We start from the raw sequence: 13573 nt of genomic DNA, 5'->3' as shown, positions 1-13573 counted from the left end.
CGTACGGGAAACTGGGCGTGCGCAGGACCCGGCCGGGCTGCGCGATCACAAAGGTCGCTATGGTAACGCCTGGCGCCGCTTAAAACAAAGCGGCGCCAGCATTTCGGTGGGTCGTTTGCCGGGAGCTGTCCGCTCAGTCGTCGCTGATCGAAATGCTGGGGATCGGCGACGCCAGGTTACGCTCCCGGCGGGACAACAGGGCCCCCATGCGACGGGCCGCATCCCGATAGGTTCGGGCCACTTCGGAATCCGGTTCGGCAATCACCGAAGGCTGGCCGCTGTCGGTCTGCTCGCGGATGGTCATATGCAGCGGCAACTGGCCCAAAAGCTCGGTGTCATAGTCTTCGGCAACGCGCTGGCCGCCGCCCTCGCCGAACAGCGGCTCGTGGTGCCCACAGTTGCTGCAGATGTGCACGCTCATGTTCTCGATCACGCCCAGCACCGGAATATCCACCTTGCGGAACATCTCGATGCCTTTCTTGCAGTCCAGCAACGCGATGTCCTGCGGCGTGGTCACGATCACCGCCCCGGTAACCGGCACCTTCTGCGCCATGGTGAGCTGGATGTCGCCAGTACCGGGCGGCATGTCGACGATCAGGTAGTCCAGGTCGTTCCACTGGGTCTGGGTCAGCAGTTGCTGAACCGCCCCACTGACCATGGGACCGCGCCAGACCATCGGCGTCTTGTCGGTGACCAGGAAAGCCATGGACATGGCCTCGATACCGTGGGCCGGGACCGGAATGAACCATTTGTTGTCGCGGGTCCGCGGCCGTGTGCCTTCCGGCAGTCCCAGCATCATACCCACGCTGGGACCGTAGATATCCGCATCCAGAATACCCACCCGGCAGCCTTCCAGGCTCAGCGCCAGCGCCAGGTTCACTGCCGTTGTGGATTTCCCCACGCCGCCTTTGCCGGAAGCCACCGCAATGATGTTCTTCACACCGGCGATAGATTGCAGCTCCTTCTGTGCCTGATAGGCGCGAATGGTCTGATGGGTGTTCACAGTCGCCTCGCCGACGCCCGGCACGCTCTCAATGGCATGGCCAACCAGCTGACGCAAGGCGCCGGCGATGCCTTCCGACGGATAAGTCAGCTCGACATCGACCGTGACCCTGCCCCCCTCAATCGCAACGGATTTAACCGCGTCGAGTGCAAACAGATCCTGATCCAGGTAGGGGTCACGATACTCGCGGATCGCGGCATCGACAGCATCACGGGAAATTTCGCTCATATCCGTCTCCAAGCGGGCATTACCTGAGTAAAATACTATGTTATTACAGTAGGGCTATTTAACCACAGCCACCACAAACACTGAACCGTTGCACATGGCTGTGTCGCACAAAGGTAAGCCGCAATAAACGGGATGAAAAAATCCCACCGTAACGGTATTATTCGGGGCCCGAAATTCCGGCATCCGCCGGAGCCACTTCATACCCGATCAACGTTTGGGACATCAAATGACGCAAGCCAACGCACAGTCCAAGCGCGACATCCTGGTCACGAGCGCCCTGCCCTATGCCAACGGGCCGATCCACCTGGGTCACCTGCTGGAATATATCCAGACCGACATCTGGGTGCGCTACCAGAACATGCGGGGCAACAACTGCGTCTACGTGTGTGCCGACGACGCCCACGGCACCGCCATCATGCTGCGGGCCGAGCGCGAGGGCATCACCCCGGAAGCGCTGATCGAACGGATCAACCAGGAACACCAGCAGGATTTCAGCGGGTTCCTGATCCATTTCGACAACTATTACAGCACGCATTCGCCGGAAAACCGCGAGTTCTCTTCCTACATCTATGAACAACTGAAGAAAAACAACCACATCGCGACCCGGAACATCACCCAGTCCTACGACCCCGAGAAGGAAATGTTCCTGGCGGACCGCTTCATCAAGGGCACCTGCCCGAAGTGCAAGTCCGAGGACCAGTACGGTGACAACTGCGAAGTCTGTGGTGCCACCTACACCCCGGCGGAGCTGATCAATCCGCGCTCGGCCGTTTCCGGCGCCACCCCGATCGAAAAGGAATCCGAGCATTACTTCTTCCGGCTGCCGGAGTTTGCCGACTTCCTGCGCGAGTGGACCCGTAGCGGCACCCTGCAGCCCCAGGTAGCCAACAAGCTGGCCGAGTGGCTGGATGCCGGCCTGCAGGAGTGGGACATCAGCCGGGATGCCCCTTACTTTGGCTTCGAAATCCCCGATGCACCGGGCAAGTATTTCTACGTCTGGCTGGACGCGCCGATCGGCTACCTGGCTAGCTTCAAGAACCTGTGCGAGCGCCGCGACGACCTGGACTTCGATCATTTCTGGAAGGCCGACTCCACTGCCGAGGTGTACCACTTCATCGGCAAGGACATCATCAACTTCCACGCCCTGTTCTGGCCGTCCATGCTGCACAGTGCCGGTTATCGCACGCCTTCCGCGGTCTATGCCCACGGTTTTATCACCGTAAACGGCAAGAAGATGTCCAAGTCCCGCGGCACCTTCATCATGGCGCGGACCTACCTGGATCACCTGAATCCGGAATACCTGCGCTACTACTTCGCCACCAAGCTGACCAGCAATGTGGACGACATGGACCTCAACCTCGAGGACTTTGCGCAGCGTGTGAATTCCGATCTGGTGGGCAAGGTGGTGAACATCGCCAGCCGCACCGCCGGCTTTGTCACCAAGAAGTTCGACGGTCAGTTGGGCCAGGTTACCGAGACCGAAAAACTCGCCGAGTTCATCAAGGCCGGCGACGAGATTGCCGGGCACTACGAAGGCCGTGAATTCGGTCGCGCCATGCGCCGGATCATGGAACTGGCGGACATCGCCAACCAGTACGTCAACGACGAGGAGCCCTGGGTCCTGATCAAGGACGCCGAGCGCGCCGCAGACGTACAGGCGATCTCCACCAACGCCCTCAACATGTTCCGGCTGCTGATGACCTACCTGGCGCCGATCCTGCCGGCCACCGCGGAGGCCGCGGAAGCGTTCCTCAACGCCAGACTGGACTGGAACGGCCGCGACCGGTTGCTGGAAAACCACGCCATCAACAAGTTCAAACCGCTGATGAGCCGGGTGGAGATGAAGCAGATCGACGCCATGCTGGAGGCCTCGAAGGAAGAGCTGCCTGCGGCCACCGGCGACAGGGCCACCAAGCCGGCTGACAGCAGGGCCGACGGGGTTGAACCGCTGGCGGACGAGATCGATTTCGACGCCTTTGCCAAGGTCGACCTGCGCGTGGCGAAGATCGTCAAGGCCGAGCATGTGGATGGCGCCGACAAGCTGCTGCGCCTGACGCTCGATATCGGCGACAACCAACGCAACGTGTTCGCCGGCATCAAGTCCGCCTACAAACCGGAAGAGCTGGAAGGCCGGCTGACGGTCATGGTCGCCAACCTGAAGCCGCGCAAGATGAAGTTTGGCATGTCGGAAGGCATGGTCCTGGCCGCGGGTCCGGGTGGCAAGGATATCTTCATCCTGTCACCGGATTCCGGCGCCCAACCGGGTCAGCGGGTGATGTAACCGGCCTGGAACCCGGAATAAGGGGGCATCGCACGACGATCCCCCGGCAGAAAACGCCACCAAGGCGCGCGGAGAGAGATCGCATGACAGACTACCTGCTGATCCTGGTCAGCACGATTCTGGTCAACAACTTTGTGCTGGTTCAATTCCTGGGCCTGTGCCCGTTCATGGGGGTATCCAACAAGCTGGAAACCGCCATGGGCATGTCGTTGGCCACCACCTTCGTGCTGACCCTCTCCTCGGTTTGCAGCTACCTGGTCTACACCTACCTGCTGGCACCGCTGAACCTGGCGTTCCTAAAGACCATCACCTTTATCCTGGTGATTGCAGTCGTCGTCCAGTTCACCGAGATGGTGGTGCGCAAGACAAGCCCGCTGCTCTACCGGGTGCTAGGCATCTTCCTGCCGCTGATCACCACCAACTGCGCGGTTCTGGGCGTGGCGCTGCTCAATCTCAACCGCAACAACAACTTCATCGAGTCCGTACTTTACGGGCTCGGTGCGGCACTGGGCTTTTCACTGGTCCTGGTCCTGTTCGCCGCCATGCGCGAACGGATCGCGGTGGCCGACGTGCCGTTCGCTTTCCGGGGTGCTGCCATTGGCATGGTGACCGCCGGTCTGATGTCATTGGCCTTCCTCGGTTTCACCGGGCTGGTAAGCATCTGACGGAGTCATCACCATGTGGACCAGCATTCTTATTGCCATCGGTGCGCTCGTCGTCCTGTCCCTGATCTTTGGCGGCCTGCTGGGCTTTGCCGCCGAGCGTTTCAAGGTCGAAGGCAACCCCATTATCGACCAGATCGATGCACTACTGCCCCAGACCCAGTGCGGTCAATGCGGCTTTCCCGGCTGCCGCCCCTACGCCGAATCCATCGCCAACGGCGACGCCATCAACAAGTGCCCTCCAGGCGGTGAAGCCACCATCCACGCCCTGGCCGACCTGCTGGATGTGGAACCGGAACCCCTGGATGCCGAGCATGGCGTGGACCAGGGCAAGCGCGTCGCCATCATCCGTGAAGACGAATGCATCGGCTGCACCAAGTGCATCCAGGCCTGTCCGGTCGACGCCATCCTGGGCGCGGCCAAGCATATGCATACGGTGATCGAGAGCGAATGCACCGGCTGCGACCTGTGTGTCGAGCCCTGCCCGGTGGACTGCATCGACATGGTGCCCGTACCCACCACCATCCGCTCCTGGAACTGGGAGCGTCCGGAGCTGAACCGGGCGAAGGATCGGGTGATCGCCAGCGACCGGACCGAGGTGATGTCCTGATGCGCAAGATCTGGGACTTCCCCGGCGGGATCCACCCGCCCGAGAACAAGCACCAGTCCACGGCAACGCCGATCCGGACACTGCCGCTGCCGGATGCGCTCTATATTCCGCTCCAGCAACACATCGGTGCGCCGTCCCAGACCCTGGTCGGTACCGGCGACCGGATCCTGAAAGGCCAGATGCTTGCCGAGCCGCAGGGCCGCGTCAGCGTCGCCGTGCATGCGCCCACATCCGGCACGATTGAAGGTATCGTCCCGCATCCGGTGCCCCACCCCTCCGGCATGACCGATTGGTGCGTGGTCCTGCGCCCGGATGGCGAGGAACAGTGGACCGACCTGGAACCGCTCGAGGACTATCACAACGAATCGGCACCGGCCCTGCTGGCACGGATCCGCCGGGCCGGCATTGCCGGGATGGGCGGCGCTGGCTTTCCCACCGAGATCAAGCTGTACCCACCCCGGGACGATAAGGTCCGCACCCTGATTCTCAACGGGACCGAGTGCGAGCCCTACATCACCGCCGACGACATGCTGATGCGGACCCGCGCCATCGACATCGTGCGCGGGCTGGAAATCATGGCGTTTATCCTGGAGCCGGAAGAGTGTGTTATCGGCATCGAGGACAACAAGCCGGAAGCCATCGAGGCGCTGAAGCAGGCCGTGGCGGGTACGCGCATCGAGGTCGCGGTCGTTCCTACCAAATACCCCTCGGGCGGGGAAAAACAGCTGATCCAGTTGCTCACCGGCCTGGAAGTGCCTCACGGCGGCATTCCTGCGGATATCGGCGTGATGTGCCAGAACGTGGGTACGGCCGCAGCGGTCTACCGGGCCGTTCGTTTCGGCGAACCCCTGATCTCCCGCATCACCACGCTGACCGGCGAAGGGCTGGCCAACCAAGGTAACGTGGAAACCCTGATCGGTACGCCGATCCGCTTCCTGCTGGAGCACGCCAGCTTCGACGCGTCGCGGACGCAGCGCCTGATCATGGGCGGGCCGATGATGGGCTTCACCCTTGAGAATCCGGACGTCCCGGTGATCAAGACCACCAACTGCATCATTGCCGGCTCTCCGGACGAATTCCCGGCGCCTCCGCCCGCGCAGCCCTGTATCCGTTGCGGCATGTGCGCCGAAGCCTGCCCCATGGAATTGCTGCCCCAACAGCTGTTCTGGTTCGCCCAGTCCCAGGAGTTCGAGAAAGCCGAGCAGCACAACCTGTTCGACTGCATCGAATGCGGCGCCTGCTCCTACACCTGCCCCAGCACGATCCCGCTGGTGCAGTTCTACCGCTACGCCAAGGGCGAGATCCGCCGGCAAAGGGAAGACCAGATCAAGTCCGACCGTGCCCGGGAACGCTTCGAAGCCCGCCAGGCCAGACTGGAGCGGGAGCAGGCCGAGAAGGAGGCCAAGCGCAAGGCTCGCGCCGAAGCCGCGGCTAAGGCCCAGGCGGAGAAGCGTGAACCGGCCGCCGAGACACCAAAGAAATCCGCCAGCGCTGCTGTTGAAGCCGCCCTGGCCCGCAAGGGCATGAAAGCCAAAGCCGAGACACCCGCAGCGCCGGAAACGCCGGATATCGCAACCCTGGAAGCCAACCTGACCAAGGCCCGGGCCAAACTCCGGAACATGCAGGGCCTGCTCAAGGAGGCGCGCGACCAGGGTGGCGACACCGAGAAGCTGGAGCGGGCGGTCGCCAAGAACGAGGAGCGCGTAGCCACGGCGCAGGCGGCCCTGGATGCGGCGCAAGCACCCGCGGCTGCGGAGACTCCGGCGCCGGACCTGGACACGCTCAAGGCCAATGTGGACAAGGCCGCCGCCAAGCTGGACACCATGCGCAGCATGCTGGCTGACGCCCGCTCGGAGGGCGGTGATAACGTCGACAAGCTGGAACGCGCCGTGGCCAAGAACGAACAGCGCGTTAAGGCCGCGCAAGAGGCCCTGAACGCCGCGCGTCCCGCCCCGTCCACGCCAACAGCCGATATCCCGGAACTGGAAGCCGCCCTGGACAAGGCCCGCGCCAAGCTCGAAACCATGCAGGGCATGCTGCAGGAAGCCCGCGAGGCCGACGGTGACAACGTGGACAAACTGGAGCGTGCCGTGGCCAAGAACCAGGACCGCGTCGCCCGCGCCGAGCAGGCGCTGGCGGATGCCCGAAAGACAGCGGACGCCGAGTCCTGACGGAGAACGAGACACCCCATGGCTTTTCTGAGACTGTCATCCCCTCACGCACACGGCCCGCAGAGAACCTCCCGGGTCATGTTCTGGGTAATCCTGGCCACGCTTCCCGGCCTGTTGGCCCAGACACTGTGGTTTGGCTGGGGCAATCTGGTGAACACCGTATTCTGCGTCGCCCTAGCCCTGCTGACCGAGGGCGTCATTCTCCTGCTGCGCAAGCGGCCGGTTGCGTTTTTCCTGAAGGACAACACGGCAGCGGTCACCGGTCTGCTGCTGGGGCTGTCGCTGCCGCCGTTCGCCCCCTGGTGGGTCTGCGCCGTCGCCGTGGTCGTCGCCATCCTGCTGGCCAAGCAGCTGTATGGCGGCCTGGGCTCCAACCCATTCAATCCCGCAATGGTGGGCTATGCACTGGTGCTGGTTTCATTCCCGGTCGCCATGACCACCAACTGGGCCAGCCCGACCGGACTCGGTGCCGATACCCCGGGACTGCTCCACACCATTGCCCTGAACTTCACTGGCGCCGAACCCGTCGATGGCTACACCATGGCCACGCCGCTGGATGTCTACAAACACGACATCAAGACCCATCTGTCCAGCCAGGTCCTGCAGAATCCGGCGTTCGGGGATTTCGTCTCGAAGGGTTGGGAGTGGGTAAACCTTGGCTTCCTGGCCGGTGGCCTGCTGCTGATTGCCCTGCGCCTGATCACCTGGCACATTCCGGTCAGCCTGCTCGCTGCGTTGTCCCTGATGAGCCTGGCCTTTGGCTGGGACCCGGACCGCTACGCTCCCCTGACGATCCACCTGCTGTCCGGCGCGACCATGCTGGGCGCCTTCTTCATTGCGACGGACCCGGTGACGGCGGCAACCAGCCGCAAGGGCAAACTGGTCTACGGCGCCGGTATCGGGATACTGCTCTACATCATCCGCACCTGGGGCAGCTACCCGGATGCGGTGGCCTTTGCCGTGCTACTGATGAATTTCGCCGTACCGTTCATCGACTACTACACCCAACCGCGCACCTACGGCCACCAGAAGGCCCGTCGCGTCAAATCCGATCAGGCGTAACAGGACGAGTCATGGCTGCACTTGGACAATCGATCACTCGCAACGCCGTCGGACTGGCCCTATTCGCGGTCATCACCGCCGGAACGATTGCGGTCACCCATGCCTTTACGTCGGACCGCATACAGGATCAGATCCGTAAGGCCGAAGCCGGCGCCCTGCTGCAGATCATCCCGGAAGAGCAGCATACCAACGACCTGCTGGCCGCCACCCAACTGGTCGGGCCAGACGAACAACTGGGTCTGACCGAAACCCTGCAAGCGCACATTGCCCGCAAGGACGGTGCAGTCACGGGGGTGATCCTGCCGGCAGTGGCCCATAATGGTTACTCCGGCGACATCCACCTCCTGGTAGGCATTGATGACGGGGGGCGAGTTCTCGGCGTCCGCGTGACGCAACACCACGAAACCCCCGGGCTGGGCGACAAGGTGGAAACCAAGAAAACCAGCTGGGTCTACAGCTTCAACGGCAAGTCGCTGGAGAACACGGCCAAAAGCCAGTGGGCCGTGGCCAAGGACGGTGGCCAGTTCGACCAGTTCACCGGCGCGACGATCACCCCACGCGCGGTCGTGGGCGCTGTCCACAACGCCCTGCTCTACTTCCAGGCCCATCGTGACACCCTGCTCGCCCCGACGGCGGGTATGAGCGCAACGGACGGAGATCGAGGCTGATATGGCCAACAAGACCCTCAAGGAAATCATCAAGGACGGCCTCTGGGCCAACAACCCGGCACTGGTACAGGTGCTGGGGCTGTGCCCCCTGCTGGCCGTCACCGGTACGGTGGTAAACGGGATCGGCCTGGGACTGGCTACCCTGCTGGTCCTGGTCGGATCGAATCTCTCGGTCTCGCTGATTCGCAACTTTGTTTCCGATTCCGTACGCCTGCCGGCGTTCGTGATGATCATCGCGTCGTTCGTCACCTGCGCCGAGCTGCTGATGCAGGCATACACCTACCAGCTCTACGAAATCCTGGGCATCTTCATCCCGCTGATCGTCACCAACTGCGCCATTCTCGGACGCGCCGACGGGTTTGCCTCCCGCAATCCCGTTCTGTTGTCGGTACTCGACGGCTTCATGATGGGGGCGGGCTTTCTCGCCGTACTGATTGTCCTGGGCGGTATCCGCGAACTGATCGGACAGGGAACGCTGTTTTCCAATATGGACCTGATCTTTGGCGCAGGCGCCAGCACCTGGAAAATCCAGGTGTTCGATGACTACGCGAATGTGCTGTTCATGATCCTCCCGCCGGGCGCCTTTGTCGGTCTCGGCTTCCTGATCGCCCTGAAGAACGGCATCGATGGCCAGATCCGCAAACGTCAGGCCGCCCGCGACACCCAGCCGGTCACTACCGGCAGCAAGCGCGTTCGCGTGACCGGTAACGTCTCCTGAGGCTTTGATGAACAAGGAAAAACGGACACAGATCTTTGAACGGCTCAAAGCGGCTAATCCCAATCCCACCACGGAGCTGGTGTACAGCACTCCATTCGAGTTGCTGATCGCGGTCATCCTGTCCGCCCAGGCCACCGATGTGGGCGTCAACAAGGCCACCGCCAAGCTGTTCCCGGTGGCCAATACGCCCGAAGCCATCCTGGCGCTTGGCGTGGACGGCCTCAAGGAATACATCAAGACCATCGGCCTGTTTAACAGCAAGGCCGAGAATGTCATCAAGACCTGTCGGGCGCTGGTGGAACAGCACAACAGCGTGGTGCCGGAAACCCGGGAAGCACTCGAAGCCCTGCCCGGCGTCGGTCGCAAGACAGCCAACGTGGTGCTCAACACCGCCTTCGGCCAACCCACCATGGCCGTGGACACCCACATCTTCCGGGTCTCCAACCGGACCGGCATTGCACCGGGGAAAAATGTGCTGGAAGTGGAAAAGCGGCTGGTGCGGCTGGTCCCCAAACCCTACCTGCAGGACGCCCATCACTGGCTGATCCTGCATGGGCGATATACCTGCACGGCGCGCAAGCCGAAGTGTGGGAGCTGCATTATCGAGGATCTGTGCGAGTTCAAGGATAAGCGGGAATATCTGGACTGAGCCGTGATCTCTCCGGCTGAACCGCCGGATGAGGGGCGGCGCCTCAGAAGCTATAGAGGGTGCTGCAATAGCTCCAGGTACGTGGATGCTGAACGGTCAGATTAGTGGTGCCGAAGCTAAAGAGGCTTTTGCAAAAGGTTGGCAGCTTAAAGCCGCTCTCCCCTGGCGGGGTGCAGGCGGAAACAGCGAAGCATAGCATCGCTTCGCCCGCCGGAACGCCCACAGCCTCTGGATGTGGGCCGGGGTGCGGAGCGGATGCTTGGAGAGAGAGGGACGAGGCGAAAGGCTCGCCGGGATCATTGTCGGCACTTTTAGGGCGCCTGACGCCCCCCCTCTCCCGCCAGGGGAGAGGGAGAGTTGACCTCACAATGTTTGGAAAACAGACTACTAGAATACCCTTTCAGCTTCGGAGCAGCCTTCAAGGCTGCCAATTCGGGAAAACCACTCCCGTCGAACCCATATCTCCCAAACAAGAAAGGGAGCCGCAGATGGCTCCCTTTCTCAAATCACCGATCCGACCAAGTCGGGTTTAATCCGCCTTGCCCAACATCGCCTCTTTCAGGTCCTCCTGGGCTGGCTCGTCGGACAGCCAGATGCCGAACAACGCCTTCTTGAATTCGAGACCGGGAATCGTGTCCTTCCTGGTGCCGTTCTTGAATACCTGGACGCCTTCGTTGGGCACATACACCAGATCGAAGACATCCCCTTCCTTGATCTCGTCCTTGAAGACGCCCATGAACTGGTCGATCTCTTTCTTGACCGGTGCCATGTTGCCATCCGTGGAAGCCTCAAAGCCTTCCATGGTGGCTTCCGTCATGCGATCGCTGGTGATCATGCCGGAAATGATGTCCAGGCGGATGGCCTGGGGCTGATCGGCATCGATAATCGCTTTGGGATCGGACTGTTTCTGGGGCACAAACAGGCTCCCGACGTACAGGTCCAGGAACCACTTGGAACGGACCCCGGCGCCATTGAGCACCAGGTTGGAACTGTCCGCCTTCATGTGATCCGGCACATCGACGCCTTCCAGGGTCAACGCAGACGCCGGTCCTACCAGGGCAAGAGTGAGCAGCAGTGCTGAGGTAACCTTTTTCATCATCATGTCCCTAAACATTTGATTGTTATTTATTTTATAACTTTAGCCTTTCCAGACCAATTGCATTTTAGCAATGCCGTCGAATCCTCACCGATGCCTGGTTCTCATTTGCCAAAGCCGCATGGGATGGGCACTCCGTACCATCGCGCCACCGGCTTCCCACTAACGAAAAAGCCGGTGGCCCCATCGGAGCCACCGGCTTTCGAACGACACTATGTAGGAACGTTTACTTGAACAGCATGGTGCAGGACAGACCTTCCTTCTCCAGAATCTCGCGCAGACGACGCAACGCCTCCACCTGGATCTGGCGGACCCGCTCACGGGTCAGGCCGATTTCCTGCCCAACCTCCTCAAGCGTGCTGGTCTGGTAACCCCGCAGCCCGAAGCGACGGGAAAGCACTTCCTGCTGCTTGTCGCTGAGCTGATCCAGCCAACGCTCGATGCATCCCTGCATGTTGGTGTCCTGCAGCAGATCGGCCGGATCGGTGGCGCCCTCGTCAGCCACGGTATCCAGCAACGATTTCTCGCCGCTGCTGCCGATGGGGGTATCCACCGACGCAACCCGTTCATTCAGCCCGAGCATCCGCTTCACGTCCGTCACCGGCTTGTCGACCATCTGCGCGATTTCCTCCGCGGATGGCTCGTGATCCAGCTTCTGGGTCAGTTCGCGTGCGGCGCGTAGATACAGGTTGAGTTCCTTGACCACATGGATCGGCAACCGGATCGTGCGCGTCTGGTTCATGATAGCGCGCTCGATGGTCTGACGGATCCACCAGGTGGCGTAGGTGGAAAACCGGAAGCCCCGTTCCGGGTCGAATTTCTCGACCGCGCGGATCAGCCCCAGGTTACCTTCCTCGATCAGGTCCAGCAGGGTCAGGCCGCGATTGACGTAACGCCGGGCAATCTTGACCACCAGCCGCAGGTTACTCTCGATCATGCGCTTGCGCCCGGCTTCCTGCCCCTTGCGGGCCAGCCGTGCAAAGTAGACTTCTTCTTCGGGAGTGAGAAGTGGAGAAAAACCGATTTCGTTGAGATAAAGCTGGGTGGCGTCCAACTGCTTCTGACTGGTGTAGTAGCGGCCGGAAACCTTGGAAAGGTCGGACGAGTCCGTTAACGGCGCATCGTCTTGGTCTTCGTTACTGGAGTCGACTGTCAGAGTTTCTTCTTCTGAATCCTCGACATCTGCTACTCGATCAACAATGAGTTCATCACGCTCTGCTGACATAGTTCTTGCCCCGCCTTTAAACCCCATTCTTATCACCTGCCGGAGTTCTTGTTGTTCGACAGATGCCTGCTGTTCTTTTCAACTGCTTATGACATCTTTACTTTTCAGCGATGTGACATGCGAGCTTCAGCAGTCCGGGCGGTTCCGCCTACCTCGGTGGCAGGTAATTCATCGGGTCCACCGGGTTGCCGTTTTTTCTTATTTCAAAGTGCAGCTTCGTCGCGTTGGCGCCGCTGCTGCCCATTTCGGCAATGAGCTGGCCCGCCCTGACGTTTTCTCCCTCCTGCACCAATATCTTCCGGTTGTGAGCGTATGCGCTCAGGTAGTGCTCGTTGTGATTAACGATGATCAGGTTACCGTAACCCAACAACCCGCTGCCCGCATAGACCACGCTACCACTGGCGGCTGCCCTGATCGGGTCACCGGGCTTGCCGGAAATATCAATGCCCTTATTGACTTTTCCCGACGTTGAGTATCCTGCAATTACGGGGCCAACGTTGGGCCAGCGCCACTGGATATCAGACACCACCTGGGTCTGGTCACGCAATGATTTGTCGGCCTCAGGTGCCCGCTGGACGCGCGGTTTGGATGCGGTGGACGGCGCATGGCGGGGCGCAGAGTGGCGGGCGGTGCGGGTCGGCGACGGCGATGCGGACTGCCCGGAAGGGACGTGGCCCCTCAGGTCCAGGCGGATCACTTGGCCGGGTTTGATGGTGTAAGGCGGTTTGATGCCATTGGCGTTGCCCAGTTCGCGATAATCGCGGCCATAGCGCCAGGCGATGCTGTAGAGCGTTTCCCCGGAGCGGACCACATGCTGCCCCCAGTAGACCGGCGGATTGTAGCGATCGTCCTGGTAGATGTCCGCGGTATTGCAGCCCGTGAGCAGAAACAGGACAAGCAGGCTGGCGCCCAGACCCCGGAAGGACAGACGGCGGCAACACTGCGTCAGGAAAGAAACCGCCGGTTTCTGATCCCGAAAACCTGTACGACCATCTAAGCTCACGGAAATAACAGCTTCTTTTTTATTTCGAATTGGTATGAAAAATAGTGCACTCCCTGAAGAATGCAATATAAGTCACTAATTCATTGCATATTTTTTAAACAAATTAAAGTTACTTAATCTTCAAAGGTGTTCCGATCGGTAACACGAAAAGTAACAGGTTCACACTTTTGTTGTGACAGGGAACACCATCCTGCCCG

Annotated in this window: 12 protein-coding genes; 8 read left to right on the top strand and 4 right to left on the bottom strand. The window is 60.9% G+C overall.

Features of this window, described 5'->3' with window-relative positions; translation table 11 throughout:
- Window positions 1-133: 133 nt before the first annotated feature.
- Window positions 134-1231 (bottom strand): iron-sulfur cluster carrier protein ApbC, encoded by a 1098-nt coding sequence (gene apbC, locus EZI54_RS13730; protein WP_131482456.1) that lies wholly within the window; start codon window positions 1229-1231, stop codon window positions 134-136.
- 226 nt (window positions 1232-1457) lie between these two features.
- On the opposite strand from apbC, the gene metG reads away from it, so the two are divergent.
- From metG to nth, 8 genes are all read left to right on the top strand, one after another.
- Window positions 1458-3512, top strand: coding sequence for a methionine--tRNA ligase (gene metG, locus EZI54_RS13725; protein WP_131482455.1), 2055 nt, complete (start codon window positions 1458-1460; stop codon window positions 3510-3512).
- An 83-nt stretch (window positions 3513-3595) separates the two neighbouring features.
- A complete protein-coding gene (gene rsxA, locus EZI54_RS13720; protein ID WP_131482454.1) occupies window positions 3596-4177 on the top strand; it encodes an electron transport complex subunit RsxA in 582 nt (193 codons plus the stop codon).
- 13 nt (window positions 4178-4190) lie between these two features.
- On the top strand, window positions 4191-4784 hold the full coding sequence (gene rsxB, locus EZI54_RS13715; protein WP_131482453.1) for an electron transport complex subunit RsxB: 594 nt from the start codon (window positions 4191-4193) through the stop codon (window positions 4782-4784).
- Window positions 4784-6955 carry an electron transport complex subunit RsxC gene (gene rsxC / locus EZI54_RS13710; RefSeq protein ID WP_131482452.1) on the top strand — a complete coding sequence of 724 codons (2172 nt, stop codon included), beginning with the start codon at window positions 4784-4786 and terminating at the stop codon, window positions 6953-6955. The genes rsxB and rsxC overlap by 1 nt, the downstream gene beginning before the upstream one ends.
- Window positions 6956-6973: 18 nt before the next feature.
- Window positions 6974-8017, top strand: a complete 1044-nt coding sequence (gene rsxD, locus EZI54_RS13705) for an electron transport complex subunit RsxD (RefSeq protein ID WP_131482451.1) — start codon at window positions 6974-6976, stop codon at window positions 8015-8017.
- Between the two features lie 11 nt (window positions 8018-8028).
- Complete coding sequence (gene rsxG / locus EZI54_RS13700; protein WP_131482450.1) at window positions 8029-8685, top strand: electron transport complex subunit RsxG; 657 nt, start codon at window positions 8029-8031, stop codon at window positions 8683-8685.
- Window position 8686: 1 nt separating this feature from the next.
- On the top strand, window positions 8687-9403 hold the full coding sequence (locus EZI54_RS13695; protein ID WP_131482449.1) for an electron transport complex subunit E: 717 nt from the start codon (window positions 8687-8689) through the stop codon (window positions 9401-9403).
- A 7-nt stretch (window positions 9404-9410) separates the two neighbouring features.
- Window positions 9411-10052 carry an endonuclease III gene (gene nth / locus EZI54_RS13690; RefSeq protein ID WP_131482448.1) on the top strand — a complete coding sequence of 214 codons (642 nt, stop codon included), beginning with the start codon at window positions 9411-9413 and terminating at the stop codon, window positions 10050-10052.
- Window positions 10053-10581: 529 nt separating this feature from the next.
- On the opposite strand, the gene EZI54_RS13685 is transcribed toward nth, so the two are convergent.
- The 3 genes from EZI54_RS13685 to EZI54_RS13675 all read right to left on the bottom strand — a co-directional run bounded on the left by EZI54_RS13685 (window position 10582) and on the right by EZI54_RS13675 (window position 13301).
- Window positions 10582-11148, bottom strand: coding sequence for a chalcone isomerase family protein (locus EZI54_RS13685; RefSeq protein WP_242674466.1), 567 nt, complete (start codon window positions 11146-11148; stop codon window positions 10582-10584).
- A 226-nt stretch (window positions 11149-11374) separates the two neighbouring features.
- A complete protein-coding gene (gene rpoS / locus EZI54_RS13680; RefSeq protein ID WP_131482447.1) occupies window positions 11375-12373 on the bottom strand; it encodes an RNA polymerase sigma factor RpoS in 999 nt (332 codons plus the stop codon).
- 148 nt (window positions 12374-12521) lie between these two features.
- Window positions 12522-13301: a peptidoglycan DD-metalloendopeptidase family protein gene (locus EZI54_RS13675; protein WP_207389216.1), complete on the bottom strand. Its 780-nt coding sequence runs from the start codon at window positions 13299-13301 to the stop codon at window positions 12522-12524.
- Between the last annotated feature and the right edge of the window lie 272 nt (window positions 13302-13573).

The sequence above is a fragment of the Marinobacter halodurans genome (genome assembly GCF_004327985.1).
Classification (GTDB): Bacteria; Pseudomonadota; Gammaproteobacteria; order Pseudomonadales; family Oleiphilaceae; genus Marinobacter_A; species Marinobacter_A halodurans.
This window is presented reverse-complemented; position numbering and strand designations above follow the sequence as displayed.